The organism is Pseudomonas sp. NPDC089918 (assembly GCF_050280605.1).
GTDB lineage: Bacteria > Pseudomonadota > Gammaproteobacteria > Pseudomonadales > Pseudomonadaceae > Aquipseudomonas.
The window spans coordinates 44383-61126 of the sequence record NZ_JBNNVP010000006.1 but is presented as its reverse complement, the minus strand read 5'-3'; the positions used below and the strand labels follow the sequence as shown (position 1 = coordinate 61126).

13 protein-coding genes are annotated in these 16744 nt (G+C 61.2%); 1 reads left to right on the top strand and 12 read right to left on the bottom strand.

The window, feature by feature from the left end; translation table 11 throughout:
• Nucleotides 1-25 precede the first annotated feature (25 nt).
• From ACQKPC_RS06410 to ACQKPC_RS06385, 6 genes are all read right to left on the bottom strand, one after another.
• The gene (locus ACQKPC_RS06410; protein WP_427623660.1) at nt 26-1804 is read right to left on the bottom strand and encodes an acyl-CoA dehydrogenase C-terminal domain-containing protein; all 1779 of its coding nucleotides are present in this window, start codon (nt 1802-1804) and stop codon (nt 26-28) included.
• A gap of 7 nt (nt 1805-1811) precedes the next feature.
• Nucleotides 1812-4328, bottom strand: a complete 2517-nt coding sequence (locus tag ACQKPC_RS06405; protein WP_427623658.1) for an efflux RND transporter permease subunit — start codon at nt 4326-4328, stop codon at nt 1812-1814.
• A 15-nt stretch (nt 4329-4343) separates the two neighbouring features.
• On the bottom strand, nt 4344-5432 hold the full coding sequence (locus ACQKPC_RS06400; protein WP_427623655.1) for a WD40/YVTN/BNR-like repeat-containing protein: 1089 nt from the start codon (nt 5430-5432) through the stop codon (nt 4344-4346).
• Between the two features lie 150 nt (nt 5433-5582).
• Nucleotides 5583-6941, bottom strand: a complete 1359-nt coding sequence (locus ACQKPC_RS06395; protein ID WP_427623653.1) for a DUF1329 domain-containing protein — start codon at nt 6939-6941, stop codon at nt 5583-5585.
• Nucleotides 6942-6982: 41 nt separating this feature from the next.
• Nucleotides 6983-8995: a DUF1302 domain-containing protein gene (locus tag ACQKPC_RS06390; protein ID WP_427623651.1), complete on the bottom strand. Its 2013-nt coding sequence runs from the start codon at nt 8993-8995 to the stop codon at nt 6983-6985.
• A 129-nt stretch (nt 8996-9124) separates the two neighbouring features.
• Nucleotides 9125-9691, bottom strand: coding sequence for an RBBP9/YdeN family alpha/beta hydrolase (locus ACQKPC_RS06385; protein WP_427623649.1), 567 nt, complete (start codon nt 9689-9691; stop codon nt 9125-9127).
• 356 nt (nt 9692-10047) lie between these two features.
• Here ACQKPC_RS06385 and ACQKPC_RS06380 point away from each other — a divergent pair, with 356 nt between their 5' ends.
• Entirely contained in the window at nt 10048-11100 is a 1053-nt protein-coding gene (locus ACQKPC_RS06380) for an AraC family transcriptional regulator (RefSeq protein WP_427623647.1), read from the top strand.
• A 235-nt stretch (nt 11101-11335) separates the two neighbouring features.
• Here ACQKPC_RS06380 and ACQKPC_RS06375 read toward each other — a convergent pair whose 3' ends face one another.
• The 6 genes from ACQKPC_RS06375 to ACQKPC_RS06350 all read right to left on the bottom strand — a co-directional run bounded on the left by ACQKPC_RS06375 (nt 11336) and on the right by ACQKPC_RS06350 (nt 16736).
• Complete coding sequence (locus ACQKPC_RS06375; protein WP_123497775.1) at nt 11336-12346, bottom strand: YeiH family protein; 1011 nt, start codon at nt 12344-12346, stop codon at nt 11336-11338.
• On the bottom strand, nt 12343-12669 hold the full coding sequence (locus ACQKPC_RS06370) for a Rieske (2Fe-2S) protein (protein ID WP_427623646.1): 327 nt from the start codon (nt 12667-12669) through the stop codon (nt 12343-12345). The genes ACQKPC_RS06375 and ACQKPC_RS06370 overlap by 4 nt, the downstream gene beginning before the upstream one ends.
• Entirely contained in the window at nt 12666-13328 is a 663-nt protein-coding gene (locus ACQKPC_RS06365) for a DsbA family oxidoreductase (RefSeq protein WP_427623645.1), read from the bottom strand. The genes ACQKPC_RS06370 and ACQKPC_RS06365 overlap by 4 nt, the downstream gene beginning before the upstream one ends.
• Nucleotides 13325-14656, bottom strand: coding sequence for an MFS transporter (locus tag ACQKPC_RS06360; protein WP_427623644.1), 1332 nt, complete (start codon nt 14654-14656; stop codon nt 13325-13327). The genes ACQKPC_RS06365 and ACQKPC_RS06360 overlap by 4 nt, the downstream gene beginning before the upstream one ends.
• 91 nt (nt 14657-14747) lie before the next feature.
• Entirely contained in the window at nt 14748-15800 is a 1053-nt protein-coding gene (locus ACQKPC_RS06355) for a 3-keto-5-aminohexanoate cleavage protein (RefSeq protein WP_427623643.1), read from the bottom strand.
• Between the two features lie 87 nt (nt 15801-15887).
• Nucleotides 15888-16736: a TauD/TfdA dioxygenase family protein gene (locus ACQKPC_RS06350; protein ID WP_427623642.1), complete on the bottom strand. Its 849-nt coding sequence runs from the start codon at nt 16734-16736 to the stop codon at nt 15888-15890.
• Nucleotides 16737-16744: the final 8 nt, after the last annotated feature.

Sequence of the window (16744 nt, the reverse complement as noted above, 5' to 3'; positions counted from 1 at the left end):
GGTTCCCGGTCCTTTTTACGTGGGCTCAGAACTGCTCTGCATCCAATTGATAGAGGCATTCGCTGCCAGCCTTGGCCGACGCGCTCAACGAGTGGATGCGTGGCAGCAGACGGGCGAAGTAGAAGCGCGCGGTGGCCAGTTTGCTGGCATAGAAAGCGTCCTTGGAGTGCGTACTCATGGCGGTTTTGGCCATTCGCGTCCACATGTAGGCGTACGCGGTGTAGCCGAACACGTGCAGGTACTCGACCGACGCTGCGCCGATTTCATTCGGGTTGCCCTGGGCGCGGTCCAACAGCCATGCGGTCAGTTCGTCGAGGGTGTCGACGGCGGCGTTCAACGGTTTGGTGAACTCACCGAGGTCAGCGCAGGCCTTAGCGGTAAAGTTGCGGATTTCCGAAGCGAACAGCCGGTACAGCGCCCCGCCACTGCCGACGATTTTGCGCCCGGCCAGGTCCAGTGACTGGATACCGTTGGTGCCTTCGTAGATTTGCGTAATGCGCACATCGCGAACCAGTTGCTCCTGGCCCCATTCGCGAATGTAGCCGTGGCCGCCGAAGATCTGCTGGCCATGCACCGTGGTTTCCAGCCCCATGTCGGTGAGGAACGCCTTGGCCACCGGGGTCAGCAGCGATACCAGCTCCTGGGCGCGGGTGCGGGTTGGCGCGTCATCGCTGTACTTGGCGGTATCCAGTTGCAGCGCCACGTAGCTGGAGAACGCGCGCCCGCCTTCGTTCAAGGCTTTCATGGTCAACAGCATGCGCCGTACATCCGGGTGCACGATGATCGGATCGGCGGATTTGTCCTTGTTCTGCGCGCCGGTCGGCGAACGGCTTTGCAGGCGGTCACGGGCGTATTCGACGGCGTTCTGGTACGAACGCTCACCCAACGCCAGACCCTGGATACCCACGCCCAAACGTTCGTAGTTCATCATGGTGAACATCGCTGCCAGGCCCTTGTTTGGCGCATCGACGATCCAGCCGGTCGCCTCGTCAAAGTTCATCACGCAGGTGGCGGAGGCCTTGATGCCCATCTTGTGCTCGATGGAACCGCAGGACAGCGCATTGTGCTCACCCAGCGAGCCATCGGCATTGACCAGCACCTTGGGCACCAGGAACAGGGAAATCCCCTTGGGGCCGGCGGGTGCATCCGGCAACCGGGCGAGCACCAAATGAATGATGTTTTCGGTCAGGTCGTGCTCTCCCCCGGTGATGAAAATCTTGCTGCCGCTGATCTTGAAACTGCCGTCGGCCTGCGGTTCGGCACGGGTGCGAATCAGGCCCAGGTCCGTGCCGGCATGCGCCTCGGTCAGGCACATTGAACCGGTCCAGGTGCCTGCGTACATGTTCGGCAGATAGCGTTCCTTGAGTTCCTGACTGGCGTGGGCATTGATCGACAGGCACGCACCGGCGGTCAGCATCGGGTACAGGCCGAACGACAGACTGGCCGAGTTGACCATCTCCTCGACCTGAGCCGAAATGGCCTTGGGCATGCCCATGCCACCGAACTGCGGATCACCACCAACACCCACCCAACCGCCGTCGGCGAATGCCTGGTAGGCCGCGACAAAACCGTCCGGCGCCTGGACCGCGCCGTTGCTCCAGGTGCAGCCCTGCTCGTCGCTGCTGCGGTTCAGCGGTGCGATAACTTCGCCACTGATTTTGCCGGCCTCTTCAAGGATCGCGGCGGCCGTTTCTTCATCGATCACCTCGGCCAGGCCAGGCAATTGGGCCCATAGCCGGGACACCTGGAAGACTTCGTTGAGTACGAAGCGCATATCGCGCAAAGGAGCTTTGTAATCAGACATGGTTGGCTTACTCGGAAGTAGTCAGGGCATGCGGCATACCCTGGCGTTGAGAGGTGTCGGTTTCAGTGGCTTGCGCCACTTGGGCTTGCGGAACGGGGTGACGCAGCAGGAAGTACGACAGGGCAGGAATCAGCACCAGCGCGCCGAGCATGTTCCACAGGAACATGAAGGTCAGCAGGATGCCCATGTCGGCCTGGAACTTGATCGGCGACCAGACCCAGCACACAACGCCCGCCGCCAAAGTGATGCCCACCAGGCCCACCACCCGACCGGTAAACGACACGGCGTTGCGGTAAGCCTGACTCAGCGGCAGGCCCTGGCGCTGGTAATGCAGCTGCACGCTGAGCAGGTACAACGCGTAGTCCACGCCGATGCCTACGCCCAATGCGATCACCGGCAGGGTCGCGACTTTCACGCCAATGCCCATGGCCACCATCAACGCCTCGCAAAGGATCGAGGTCAGAACCAATGGCAACAGGGCGACCAGGGTCGCGCGCCAGCTGCGGAAGGTGATCAGGCAGAACAACGTCACCGCCGCATAGACGTAAAGCAGCATGGTGCGATTGGCCTCGCGCACCACAATGTTGGTCGCCGCTTCAATCCCGGCCGACCCGGCCGCCAGCAGGAACTGGCGATCTTCGCTGTTGTTCTCCCGGGCGAACTTTTCGGCGATGCCCACCACGGCATCCAGGGTCTCGGCCTTGTGGTCCTTGAGGAAGGTGATCACCGGCATCAGCGAACAGTCGGTGTTGAACAACTCCGGGGAGTTGACCGAGGCTTGCTGCGCGGCGTAGTTCAGCACGTCCTGATTGCGCTGGATGCTGTTGAGCTTGGGGTTGCCTTCATAAGTACCGGCGGTGATTTGCCGCACCGCGTTGACCAACGAAGCCGTCGCCTGCACGCCCGGATACTGCTGCAGCTCCCAGGCCAGACGGTCGGCGAGGACCAGCGTCTTGTAGTTCAAGCAGCCTTCCGGCGCGGTCTTGATCATCACCGCGAACAGGTCGCTGGACAGCGCGTAGTGGCTGGTGATGTAGGCGTTGTCACGGTTATAGCGAGAGTCGGCACGCAACTCCGGTGCGCCACTTTCCAGGTCGCCGATCTTCAACTGCAAGCTGACCATGAAGCCGCCGATGCCCATCAGTGCCGCGACCAATACCGCACCCGTGGCCCATTTGGCCGTGGTGAAGCGGTCGAGCAAGTCCCATAGTTTGCCGAAACCTTTGTGCCCCTCTGCACGCGTGTCGATTTTCAGCGCACGCTCGGCCGCCTTGGTGCCGACGCCGACATAAGACAGCGCCACCGGCATCAGCAATAGCGAGGTGAAGATCAGCACCGCCACACCGATGCTGGCGGTGATCGCCAGGTCGCGGATCACCGGAATGTCGATCAGCATCAGCACCGCGAACCCGACAGCGTCGGCCAGCAACGCGGTGACGCCGGCAATGAACAGGCGGCGGAAGGTGTAGCGCGCGGCAATCAGTTTGTGGGTGCCACGGGCGATGTCTTGCATGATCCCGTTCATCTTCTGCGCCGCATGGGACACACCGATGGCGAAAATCAGAAAAGGCACCAGCACCGAGTACGGGTCGATGGCATAGCCCAGCCAGGCGACGATGCCGAGTTGCCAGACCACCGCAATCAGCGAGCAGCCGACCACCAGCAAAGTGCTGCGCACGCAACGGGTGTAGGCGTAAATGATGATCAGCGAAGTCACGACGGCCAGGCCGAAGAACATCATCACCTGAATCAGCCCGTCGATCAGGTCGCCCATCAGTTTGGCGAAACCGATCACCCGGACTTTGTACTGGCCCTTGCCCTCCTCCCCGGCCTTGCGCGCAGCACTGTCACCGGCGAATTCGATCTTGTCGCGCAACTGCTCCTCGAGCATTTGCGAAAAGGCGTGGTAGTCGATGCGCTGACCGCTGGCCGTGGCCTTGTCCAGCAGCGGCACGATGAGCATGCTCGATTTGTAGTCGCTGGCCACCAGACTGCCGACGATACCGGCGCGGGAAATGTTCTGGCGCAGCTGTTCTATTTCTTCCGGCTTGCCCTGGTAGGTATCAGGCATCACCGGGCCACCCTGAAAACCTTCCTCAGTGACTTCGGTCCAGCGCACCGCCGGGCTCCACAACGACTTCATCCAGGCGCGGTCGACGCCTTCGGTGACGAACAACTGATCGTTGACCTGTTTGAGCACGTCGAGATAAGCGGGATCGAAAATATCGCCCTGGGTGTTCTCCACTACCACCCGTACCGAGTTGCCCAGACCGCGCAGCGACTGGCGGTTTTCCAGGAAATTCTGAATGTACGGCTGGCTCTGCGGAATCATCTTTTCAAAGCTGGGGCGAAGCTCCAGGCGAGTTGCCGCCATGTAGCCCAACACCACGGTGGCCAGCGCCATCAGCAGCATGAACAACGGACGGTAGTTGAACACCACCCGCTCCAGCCGGTTGCCGGAATGGCGGTCGAAATCCCGCAGATCGCGGATCACCGGCATGGTTTCTTGTTTGATATTGCCCATGTCTGGGTTCTCGCTCTAAGGGTTCGAGGGCTTATCAACGGACAGCGTCCGTGCACCACGGCTGCCAACCACCACCAGCGCACCGTCGGCGGACTGAGTGGCGCCGGTCACCGGTGTCGGTGCCTGTTGCTGAACCAGATGCAATTGCGCGCCTGCGCCCTGGCTGACCAGCATCTGCCCGCCCTGGGCGAACAAGCGGTAGTTGCCACGGCCATCGACCAGGCCGGCGGTGATGCTGACGCGCAGGCCAGTGTCCAGCGGGGTCCAGCTGAGACCGCCATCGGTGCTGCGCAGCACGTTGCCGCGCAAGCCATAGACGAGCACTTCTCCGGGCTTGCCGAGCACACCGAAGAAACTGCCCTGATAGGGTGTCTGCACGGCGGCGAACCGCTGTTGGGTGTCATCCCATTTGAGCAGCAGACCCTGTTCTCCAGCGATGTACAGCGCATCGCCAGTGGAGGCGATGGCGTTGAGGTGAAAGCCCTGCGGGTTATCGGTGCGGTCCTGGAACGGTGCCCAGCTCTGGCCGCCGTCTTCGGTGCGCAGGATCAGGTTGAACACCCCGACCACGTAACCGAGGCGCTCGTTGGCGAACCAGACATCGAGCAACGGTTTGTCGGCGCCCTGCGCCAGCAGGCGCTCACCTTCGGCGACCAGCAGTGGCCATTGTTCGTTGCCGGGTTCTGCACTGGCCAACGCGCCGTAATGCTTGACCAGCAAGGCACCAATCTCGCGGCCGTCCAGTTGCTTGCGCCAGGTCGCACCGGCGTCGTTGCTGTGCAACACCACGCCATCACCGCCCACCGCCCAGCCTTGGGTGGCGGAAGGAAAGCTCACGGCATTGAGGTCGGCACTGACCGGCACCGCCGCCTGCTGCCAGTGTTTACCGGCATCATCGGAATACAGAATGTGGCCACGCTGCCCGACGGCAACCAGACGCTCGCCAGCGCGGGCCATGCCAGATAGCGGGCTGTTGACGGCCAAGGCGCTGACCCTGGCCGGCAGATCCAGCACGTCGACATAAGCGGACGCCTGGCTCAGGCCCTGCAACGTTACAAGCAAGGCGCCGAGCGCCAACTGCAGATAATTTTTGTACGAACACATACCGCGTCCTCTTCGGAAAACCGCGCCGGGACACACGTCCGTGTGCCTGACGTTCCAACCTGGCGCCCAAAACGATCGGCATGCACCGACCGTCGTGCGGTCCCCTGCCTGGCAGGCAGTGGGCTGCACGGACGCTTTGTCACGGTTTGCTTAGCGAATCCCGTTACCGGCCAGGGACTCAGGCGACCACTGCGCCTTGGAGAGCGGATCGATGTACTTGATGCCGCCGTAAGGGCCAACCACACCGTTGATGTTGTAGGAACCACCCACCAGGTCATAAATCATGAAGGGCGTGGAATCCGGGATCTGCTTGTCGTAGCTCTGACTGAGGAATGCGAAAGAGCCACGGTACAGCTGACCACGGGCGTCATATTGGTCAGAGGCCAGAGCGGTCCAGCTGTCTTCATCGAGGTAGAAGCGACGCTTCTGGTAGATGTGCCGGGCGCCGGACTTGAGGTTGCCCTCCACCACCCAGACCCGGTGTTTTTCCCAGCGCACGTAATCCGGTGCCAGGTGATTGGCGGTGGTCAGCGATTTGGGGTCTTGGGCATAGGTCAGCTTGTAGGTGTTGTAGGGCACGATCATTTCCTGCTTGCCCACCAGCTTCCAGTCGTAGCGGTCCAGTGCACCGTTGAACACGAAAACATCGTCGTAGGTGCCGGCACCGGCGGTGCCAGGGTTAGGCGTGTCGTAAGCCAGGTTCGGTGCGAGCTTGACCCGACGCTGGCCAGGCAAGTATTGCCAGGCGCGGCGCGGTTGCTGCAGCGGGTTGGCGGCGTCCTTGAGCATCACCGCTTCACCGGCCCGGCGTGCGGGGCCGGTGTAAGACAGTTTCATCTGGTAGTACACGTCGGCGCTGCTGATCGGCTGCGCGAGGTTTTCGTAGATCGGATAGGAAATGAACGCCAGTCCGGTGGTCGCCAGGCTCGGCACGCCAGCGGAGTCGACGTTCCAGGAGTCGTACTTGGAGTTGATGTTGACCCCCTGGTAACGCAACAGGAAGTTCCACATCGCCTCGTTGCCCGACTGCGGAATCGGGAACGGCACACCGGGCAGTACGTTATCGATGGCCAGGCCACCTTCCAGGGACTTGGCACCGGTGGCGTTTTTCACGCCATTGTCCAGCACCGCCTTGGGCAACGAGACGGTGCGGTGGGTCGGGTAGACATTGACGTGGAAACTTGGGAAACGCTTGGCCAATTCCACCGTGGTTGCACTGAGCGAGCCCTTGTACTGATCGACGTTCTTGCCGTCGATTACCAGCAACGGTTTTTCGTTGACGAAGGGATCCGGACGCATGCTGTCACCGGATTTGAAACTGGCCGGCGGCGTGGTCAAGCCACCGTCATAGGCGGGGATGGAACCATCAGCGTTCCCGGCCTTTTCGGCCCCGACCAGGGTCAGGCTGCTGCCCAACCTGGCAGCGTCCTGAGTTGAAACAGCGGCCTGAGCCTGGGCGGCAAGGACCAAGGCCAGCGAAGCGGCCAACACGGTTTTTGCGTATTTCATCTTGTTATTCTCCTGCTTGCATTGAGCAAATCAGTGGTGCATCAAAAAGTGGTTTTCATCGTCAGGTAAACGGCGCCACGGTCCTCAGTCGTGGCACCACCACCGGAGAAGGCCGAGTAGCCGCCGCCGTAACACGCGTAGTTTTCATTGCCGCTAAAGGCATTGGGGGTGGAGCCGTCGCCGCTGCCGGCATTGGCCGCGCCGGTACTCAGACCGCTGGCGTCGCACTTGTCGGTCTTGCCGAAGGAGTCCACGTACTTCAGGTCGATGAAGTATTTGTTGTACACAACAGCACCCACGCCCACGGCATAGTTGCCGGTGTCTTTGGCACCGCCACCGGACACCGGTGACACGCCGTCGAGACCGACGTTGATGGACATCGGTGCGTTGAGGTCGACACCGGGAAACACCTGATACCAGGTCGGTGTGAAGTTGACCGCGATGCCCCAGTTGTCCCGGGTCGGCTGGTCGATGCCGCGGTAGGTGTCCTTGCCCTTGTAGAGCGCTTCGTTCTTGCTATCGAGCTTGAGCAGGTTGCTGTAGTACAACTCGGCGAGCAGGCTGGCCGAATCGAACACCGGGGTTTTCGGGAAGGTCATCAGGCCGTTGAGCGTCCAGTGCAAGGTGTCGCCGGTGGCGGCCATGCTGTCGCCCTTCTGCGGAGTGTCATAAACCACACCGGTGGCAGCCGTACGCGCCGGCAACAGACCAAGACCCGCGCCCAGGCCTAGCGGACTGTTAGTGCTGACAACCGCCGGAATACTGGCCAACGGCATGTTGTGACGAATGTTCAGGTCCGAACCGACGCTCACCCCGCCAACGTCCTTGGACAGGCTCAGGCCAACGATCTTGATGTTGTCGGCATAGGCCATTTGATAGGTGGCAGTGCTCAGCGAGTTGAGCGTGTTGATCACCGCAGGCACTTGCCCTGCCGGCCGGGTGCCATTGGGGTTGGCCGAACTCAAGCCTCTGGCATCCAGCCAGGCTTGCGGCAGGATTTCCGAGGTTTCGCGGTAATAAACACCGAGGGTGCCATCCAGCCAGGCCGGCGACCACTTGGCCATCACGCCCCAGTCTCCGCGCTTGTCCGGCGTCAGGTCGTGACCGCGACGCACATTGGTCAGCCCGTTGCAGGGCGCCAGACCACAACCCAGCGGACTGCCCGGCACCACGCCATTGGTGTTGCCCAGCAGGAACGACTGCGCACCGAAACCGACCAGATCAGAACCGCCATAGTAAGTACCGGCTTCAGGCAGGCGGGCGGCATCCCAATCCAGGAAATACTGGGCGCCCACGGTCAACTCGGGATTGACGGTGAACGACATCGACAACTGGTTACGCGGAACGAACAGCTCCTTGGCTTCGGTACCCGGCGAGGCAGCCAGTTTGGCCAGGTCCAGGCCCGATTGGCCGTAACTGTTCGAGTGCACCGGGTTGAGGATGGTCTCGCCCCAGAACACGTTGTGCTGGCCGGCCTTGACGCTCAACAGCGACTCCTCGCCCACTTCGGTGCTGTAGAACACAAAGGCATCGAGGATTTCGCCGGATGGACCGGTGTAGTAACGCTGGGCGTAGTTGCTCAGGTGCGGGCTGCCATTGCCGACATTGTCGCCGGTGACCCCGGCCAGGCGCGGATCGTTGGCAACCAGACCCGACCGTGCGTCATTGCCGTTGACGAACGGGTTGGAATTGGAACCGGTGTTCTCGTAGGCCTTGTCGTACCAACTGGCGGCGCTGACGCGAAAGCCCATGTGGTTCTGGTAGACCACATCCATTTCGGTCAACAGGTCAACACGGTTGGTGATGTTGGTCCCGGCCTTGCGGAAGTTGTAGTCGCCATCGTTGTTGTTCGGTGTCGCCAACATGCGCTTGTCGGCGCTTTCGGTGCGTACGCCGTAGTTGTACTTCACGGTGTTATCAAAACGCACAGTCCAGTCCGGGTTACCTGTGTCGAGTTCGACCGCCTGCACGACCGGCACGGCGGCGGCCAGAATGGCCGAGGCCAACAAGGTGTAACGCGAGGGTGCGAACCCGTGACTCTTATTGTTGTGCATTGCGTTGTCTCTCCGCCTTTTTGTATTTGTTTTAAGCGCAGCCGCCCTCGCGCAACCCTTGTTTCAGGGGTTTGCGTTTTTCAGGAGTGAGGGCAAATACCGGATGGCTGGGGCCAACCGGCGCCTGAACTAGCGATCCAGCTCCAGGATGAGTGCTTCGGCTTGCGGCCAGTGGCCAAACCCTGCTGCCGGATTGAGATGACCCACCTCGCCCAGGTTGAGCAGTTCACTGCCCCAGCCTTCTGCCAGGCGAGTGGCGGCATCCAGGCTGGCGAGGTGGTCGTTGGTACTGACGGCCACCAGACTGCGGAACGGCAGTGGCCCTTTTGGTAGAGGATTCCAACCCTGGGTACGCAGGGTTTCGGCAGATGGGTAGCCTTGCGGCCAATGAGCATCGAGATCCGGAGGCGTGGCCAGCAGCGCGCCCTTGATCGGCCGACTGTGCTGCGCAGCCCAGTGCGCGACCATCAGCACACCGGCGCTGTGAGCAACCAGAATCACCGGCCCGTCGATCTGCTCCAGCTCGCGCTGAATCGCTTCGACCCGCTTGGCGCAATCGAGCTTGTCGGTTTCCAGCGGCGGTACACTGCGCACTTTGCAGAGCCTTGCCTCAAGCAACGTTTGCCAATGCTCGGCAACGTGCTCACGCAGACCCGGTACGATCAGAACAGTTGCGGCAGTTTGCAGTTTGTCCACTTTCAACACCTTCGCTTTCTCGATGACTCGACTGGCTCTATCGCCAGGGGCTTTTTGTAGGACTGACATTAAAGAGCGCCCACCCAAGGCGCTTTTCATTGGACGTCAGGCACTTTTCTTTTCATGACAGATTTGCCGAGGCTGGCGTGCCCCGACCATTGGTCGAAAAGCCCCGCAGCTTCTCTGTGGGTCACTGTAATCAATGGGTGAGCGTCGATTGCTCGACAAAAACGCAGGGGCTTCTGGACAGAATCGGGCGAGCGCCCTCGACAACGTCACAACTGTTCAATTGCTGATGTGCTGGATATAGTCGCCACGCTCATCCGAATCGCAACTGGCCCAGGAAAGACCTTCGCATGCCCAAGCTTGTTCGCGCCGCTGTCTTGACCAACTACCTGGAGGTCACCCAATACCTGGGGTTCAACCCACGTGATGTGCTGGCCGGCGTCGGCCTGAGCAAAGCGCTGTTGCAAGCGCCCGAACACCGCATCCCCATTGATGCCGCCGTACGCCTGCTGGAAGATTCGGCCGCCGCCAGTGGCTGCCAGAGCTTCGGCCTGAGCATGGCCGAGTCGCGCCAGCTCTCGGACTTCGGTGTGGTCAGCCTGCTGCTCAGCCACCAGCGAACGCTGCGAGATGCCTTGCAGGTCGTGGTGCATTACCGTCATCTGATGAACGACTCATTGGCCATCTTCATTGAAGAGGCCGGCAAGATGGTGATCATTCGCGAAGAGGTGGTCACCGAATCGCCGATGCCCAGCCGGCAAGCCACCGAACTGGCCATCGGCGTGATGTTCCGCCTGTGCGCCGCGCTACTCGGCAGCCACTGGCACCCTTACAGCGTCAACTTCACGCACCAGCCTCCCGACAACCTGCAACTGCATCGGCGCCTGTTCGGTTGCAAGCTGGAGTTCGGCAGCGAGTTCAACGGCATCGTCTGCTCCGACGCCAGCCTCGACGTGACCAACCCCAATGCCGACCCGGCCATGGCACGCTACGCGCAGAGCTACCTCGACTCGCTGCTCAGCCATGAAGGTCCATCAATGCTGTTCGAGGTGCGCAAAGCCATCTACCTGCTGCTGCCGATGGGACGCGCCACCATCGAGCAGATCGCCCAGACCCAGGGCATGAACGTACGCACCCTGCAACGCCGCCTGAAAGACGACGGCTGCGCCTTCAACGACCTGATCAACGACGTGCGCCGCGATCTGGTGTTGCGCTACCTGGAAAACCCGAATTACTCGTTAGGGCGCATTGCCGACATGCTCGGCTACTCCATGGCGAGTTCTTTCACCCGCTGGTTCATCACCCAGTTCGGCATGCCGCCCGCCGCATGGCGCAGCGCGCAAAAGCACCCCGTCAAAGCTCCGCCGGACCTGAGTACCCTGCCCGGCTCCAGCGAACCCTGAAAACGGACGCAAAACAGGCAAAAAAAAACGGCGACTGCTGGCACAGTCGCCGCAAAAGAACCGGTGTTATGACACCGGCCGAGGAGTCCTGTGGCGAGGGAGCTTGCTCCCGCTGGGGTGCGAAGCAGCCCCCAAAACGGGTCGCCGCGTACTTTCTGAAAAAATGCAGTGGCCTTGGAAGAGGGGCGCTTCGCACCCCAGCGGGAGCAAGCTCCCTCGCCACTATTTTGTGTGCCTACATTCCCCAACGCAGCAACAGCAGCACCAGCACGACAAGGAACACCGTCTCCCCCACCATCAGCAGGATCGGCTTGATGCCCACCGCCGCCAGCTCCTTGAGCTGGGTTTTCATGCCCAGGGCGCTGATGGAAACCACCAGGCACCAGCGCGACAAGTCATTGACCGATCCCTGCACCACCGGGGCTATCCAGCCGGTGCTGTTGATACAAGCCAGAATCAGAAACCCGACGGCGAACCATGGCAGCAGCGGCGGCCGTTTGCCGGCCGGGTCGGCTCCCTGCATGCGGGTAATCATCGCGGCGCAGACGATCACTGGCAGCAGCATGGCAACCCGCATCAGCTTGATCACCGTGGCCGTATCGCCGGTCTCGGTCGACATGCTGTAACCGGCACCGACCACCTGGGCGACATCGTGGATGGTCGCCCCCAAGAACACGCCCGCCACTTGTGGCGACAACGACAGCCAGTTGGCAATCATCGGGTACACAATCATCGCCAGGGTCGACAGCGCCGACACCCCGATCACCGTGAATAACGTCGCGCGTTCTTTCTGTGGATGGTTCGGCAATGCCGCCGCCAGCGCCAACGCCGCCGACGCACCACAAATCGCAGTGGCCCCGCCAGTAAGCATGCCGAACAAGCGTTGAAACCCCAGCGCTTTGGCCGCAATCACCGAGACGCCGATCGTCACCACCACCACAATCACCACCAGCGCCACAGGCTTCCAGCCCAGCGCGGCAATCTGTTCGAGTGTGATGCGCATGCCCAACAACGCCACGCCAATGCGCAACACCGTACGTGCCGTGAATTCGATGCCAGCCTTGCAGGCGCCATCACCGGCCAGGAAGTTCAGCGCCATGCCCAACAGCAAGGCAAACAGCATCACCGGCGCGCCGTAATGCTCGGACAAAAAGGACGCGGCCGCCGCCACGATCAGACTGACGACAAAACCTGGCGCCAGTTCGCGCGTTCGGCTGTGGATACGGGTGAGAGCGATAGTGCTCATGGCACGGACTCCTCGGGAACGATGACGATGAATACCTGGCCGTCAATGATCTCGACGGGGTAGTTGGCGACTTTGAGCTGGGTTGAATTGAGCAAGTAACCGCTGCGCAGATCGAAGCGCAGGCCATGGGCGCAGCACTGAATCACCCGCCCCTCAAGACGCCCGCCACACAGCGAGGCGCCCTGGTGCGGGCAACTGTCGTCAATGGCGAACAGGTCACCTTCGACGTTGAATAACGCCAGGCTTTTGCCATCGAATTCGAACAGCGCACGACCACCCGCCTGCGGGAGTTTTCCGGCAGGTACAGGGACACGAAGACTCATGCCGGTTGCCGCTTGTGAGCACTTTCTTTCAGTGCCTGGCTCATGGCCCCGAGTAATGCCACTGCAGGTTGCGCGCCCACCACCGTCATGCGGCGGTCGAACTGAAAGCTCGGCACGCCACTGCTCGCCCCGAGTGACCCTGCAAATGGAGTGGCGTCACCCATCAGGCAGTCGGCCAAGGCCTCGACATCAATGCCGCAGGAGCGGGCAATCGCGAGCAAGGTCTCACGGCAACCCAGGTCCTCGCCCTTCTGGAAATAAGCGGCGAACAGGCGCTCGAGCAAGATGTCACGCTGGGCAACATTGCCCAGCTCGCTTGCTCGCTCGAAGAAACGATGAGCGTCTGCGGTGTTAGGCATTGTCGCGATGCGGCTCAAGTCAATGGCCAATCCGACCGCCGCAGCAGCCTGCTGTACCTGGGTCTGGCGCATGGCCACGGCGTCGGCATTGCCCAGACGCTTGCGATAGAAGTCGGCGAAGGGCTCACCTTGTACCGGCAACTGAGGCAGCAACTGCACGCCATGCCACACCGTGGTGATCTGCACATCCGGGTGGCGACTGCGAAACTGTACCTGCGCATGCTCCAGTTGACGCTTGCCAATCAGGCACCACGGGCAGATGAAATCGAAAAACACATCAATACGTAAACGACCACTCACAACTTCACCTCTAACGCCGCTTTGCCAATCGAATCGAGGACTTGCTCGCCCTTAAGCCGGGCAATGTCCTTGTGGTAATGACACTTGGCATAAAAGAACACGGCCGCAGCCGCGATGCTGACCAGTGGCACCAGCTGAAAAGCAGCCTGCAAGCCGATAAGGTCGGACACCCTGCCGGTGATGAACGGCCCAGGCGCCAGCCCCAGCATGTTGTTGGCCAGGGTCAGCGTGGCGAAGGCCGTGCCATGGACCGAGTAATGGGTCAGGTTGGCAACCATGGCTCCACAAGGGCCGGTCGTGCCGGCGGCAATCAACATGCCCAGGCAGATCAGTACCAATTGCACAGGCCCTGCCGGCAGCGCGAATGCCGCCGACAACAGCAGACAACTGCCCAGGCAATAGGCGATGGCCAAAGCGACTTTGCGCTCCGGCGAATGGCGACACAGTCGATCGCTGAGCATGCCGCACAGGATCATCCCCGCACCGCTGCACAGCACGATGATCGCGGCGACGCCGCCCGCCTTGTCGGTGGCCATGTCGTAATAACGATTGAGGTAACTGGGCATCCACACAATGACGGTGCCGCCGACGAACAGTTGCAAGCCACTGCCGATGTAGGCAGCGATCACCGAGCGGCTGGAAAACAGCGTACGCAACGGACGCTTGACCGCGGCAGCTGCCTTGTTCGCCGCCTGAGCAGCACGTTGCGGCGCAATGCGTGCTTCCTTGACGATGATCGGATAAAGCACCGCCAGCAGCAGACCGAACAGCGCCATTCCGGCAAACGACCAGCGCCAGCCAAGCTTGGCGGCGATTGCACCGCCCAGCGCCATCCCTAGCACCGAACCGAACATGCCACCCGCCATGAACGCACTGGCCAGGGTTGCACGCATGTGTTTTGGAAACACCGAGATCACCACGGCGATGCCGACGCTGCCGTACGCCGCTTCGCCGACGCCGACCATGAACCGTGCAATGAACATCTGCTGATAGTCCTGCGCCAATGCGCAGCCCAGCGTCGCCAGGCTCCACAGCAAAGCCATCAGCGCCAGGCTCTTGACCCGGCCGAAGCGATCCGCCAGCAATGACAGGGGAATGGTCAGCAGCCCCACCATCAGGGCGACAATGCCACTGAGCAGGCCGAGCTGGCCGTCACTCAGGGCCCATTCGCCCTTGAGCATCGGGAACACCGCGTTCAGCACCTGACGCGACATGTAATCGGAAATCAACAAACCGAACGTCAGCGCAAAGACGATCCAGGCATACTTGCGCGCAACGCCGACGCCACTGCAGTCATCATCGTCTGCGGCGATTGGGTGAAAGGCCATGCAGCCTCCTCAAAGCTTCGTTTTATTGTTGTTATCAAGCGTGTTGCAGTGCAGCGAGCGGGAGGCCATTGCCCCCCGCGTCGTCTGCCGATCAGCCGCGTTGCGGCACACCTTTCTGCCCGGCCTTGCGGTTGGGGGCCATGCCATTGGCCAATAGGGTTTCTTCGATGCTTTGGTACTGCACACCGATGCGGTAGATCTCACGGGCCTCTTTACCCGTGGCGATTTCACGACCCAGTTCATGGGCGATGCGTACGGTTTGCTTGATCTGCGCAACCGAGCCGAAACGATCGCCCTTGTGATCAATAATAGTGTCTTCATTGCCCACACGCGGGTGCATACCCATGGCCATCGACATGGTGTTGAACGGCATCACGTTTTTGAGCAGCGACTCGGAGGTCAGGGTGCAACCGTCTGGCGCGCGGTGGATGAAGTTGAAGAAGTTGAACGGATTGGGGCCATCGAAACCGCCGCCGATACCGATCCAGGTCAGGTTCAACGGGCCCTTGTAGACGCCCCTGCGCACCAGGCGCTCAAGGGTTTCCATGGCGTGCATGCCAGTCAGCTGGAAGTGCGGCTGGATGCCGTTGTCCATCAGACGCTTGAGGTGTTCGGCGACCCAGGCCGGGCCGGCCGGTACGGTCATTTCGCTGTAGGCCGCCTGATAAGCAGGATTGGCCAGGGACGTGCCTTCCAGGTATTGCGGATACAGCAGCTCCATGATGTTCATCTGGGTGGTGTTGATCGCCACCGTGACCTGATCCGGTTTTGGCGTCAGCTCGGCCAGCATGTGCCGTGTATCGTCAGACAGCCACTTGGCGGCTTCACCATCGCTTTCCGGCGCGAAGGATATCGAACCACCGACCTGGATGATCATGTCCGGCACGGCTTCACGCACGCCAGCGATCAATTCGTTGAACTTGGACAGACGCTTGGAACCCTTGCCGTCCAATTCACGCACGTGCAGGTGCAATACCGTTGCACCCGCCTCATAACACTCAACCGCCTTCTGCACCTGCTCGTCCATGGTCAGCGGGATGTCTTCAGGGAAATCTTCCGGCATCCACTCGGGGCCATACGGGGCCACGGTGATCACCACCTTTTCCATGTTTTCCGGGTGCAGGGAATCGTCGAAGAATTGCATGAGTTACTCCTGTTCTTATGATTGTCGCGCCCACCCGGGATCGTGCCGGGCAGGCGTGTTTACGAGTGCGAATGCAGTTGCGGTCGATCAGTAAGTCTTGTCGCCGATGATCCCGGCGCGTTCCATCTTGCGATGGCACGGCGGGTAATCCATGACGGCGTAGTGCTGGGTACTGCGGTTGTCCCAGATGGCGATGCTGTTGGGTTTCCAGCGCCAGCGCACCTGATACTCGGGGATGTAGGCCTGGCTGATCAGGTAACGCAGCAGCTCACTTGCGCCCGGGTTGGCGTCCTGGCCGAAGCGCACCCGCTCGGGGGTGTGGTAGTTGCTCAAGTGCGTCGTGAAGGCGTTGACGAACAGCACCTTCTCCAAGGTTTCCGGGTGGGTGCGCACCACCGGGTGCTCGGCATCCGGATACATCGCCTTGAGTGCCAGACGCTTTTCGATCGGCATGGCGGCACCGAAACTCGCTTCGATACTGTGGCGCGCGCGCAGGTCGGCGATCTTCACCTTCACGTCTTCGGGCAAGCGCGCATAGGCCTCGACCATGTTGGCCCACATGGTGTCGCCGCCCACCGGAGGGCACTCTACGCAACGCAGCACGCAGCCCATCGGCGGCGCCTCGCGCCAGGTCGCGTCGGTGTGCCAGGCGTTTTCGTAGCGGTCCATCGGCTGGTCCGGATTCTTGTAGATGCGCACCAGCCCTGGATGATCCGGATCACTGCCGGCCACCGGATGATCCTCCAGTTCGCCAAAGCGTCGGGCGAATGCCACATGCTCGTCGCGTGTGATGTCCTGATCACGCAGGAACACCACCCGATGCTTGAGCAGCTGAGCACGAATCTCGGCAAAAAGACCGTCGTCATGGACTGCATCGGCGAGGTTGACGCCCACCAGTTCCGCGCCAATGTTGCAGGTCAATTGTTCGACTTTCATGGCAGACA

Bases quoted from the DNA above. Each gene is read 5' to 3' on its own strand.
- ACQKPC_RS06410 (WP_427623660.1), bottom strand. From the start codon at position 1,804: ATGTCTGATTACAAAGCTCCTTTGCGCGATATGCGCTTCGTACTCAAC.
- ACQKPC_RS06405 (WP_427623658.1), bottom strand. From the start codon at position 4,328: ATGGGCAATATCAAACAAGAAACCATGCCGGTGATCCGCGATCTGCGG.
- ACQKPC_RS06400 (WP_427623655.1), bottom strand. From the start codon at position 5,432: ATGTGTTCGTACAAAAATTATCTGCAGTTGGCGCTCGGCGCCTTGCTT.
- ACQKPC_RS06395 (WP_427623653.1), bottom strand. From the start codon at position 6,941: ATGAAATACGCAAAAACCGTGTTGGCCGCTTCGCTGGCCTTGGTCCTT.
- ACQKPC_RS06390 (WP_427623651.1), bottom strand. From the start codon at position 8,995: ATGCACAACAATAAGAGTCACGGGTTCGCACCCTCGCGTTACACCTTG.
- ACQKPC_RS06380 (WP_427623647.1), top strand. From the start codon at position 10,048: ATGCCCAAGCTTGTTCGCGCCGCTGTCTTGACCAACTACCTGGAGGTC.
- ACQKPC_RS06375 (WP_123497775.1), bottom strand. From the start codon at position 12,346: ATGAGCACTATCGCTCTCACCCGTATCCACAGCCGAACGCGCGAACTG.
- ACQKPC_RS06370 (WP_427623646.1), bottom strand. From the start codon at position 12,669: ATGAGTCTTCGTGTCCCTGTACCTGCCGGAAAACTCCCGCAGGCGGGT.
- ACQKPC_RS06360 (WP_427623644.1), bottom strand. From the start codon at position 14,656: ATGGCCTTTCACCCAATCGCCGCAGACGATGATGACTGCAGTGGCGTC.
- ACQKPC_RS06355 (WP_427623643.1), bottom strand. From the start codon at position 15,800: ATGCAATTCTTCGACGATTCCCTGCACCCGGAAAACATGGAAAAGGTG.
- ACQKPC_RS06350 (WP_427623642.1), bottom strand. From the start codon at position 16,736: ATGAAAGTCGAACAATTGACCTGCAACATTGGCGCGGAACTGGTGGGC.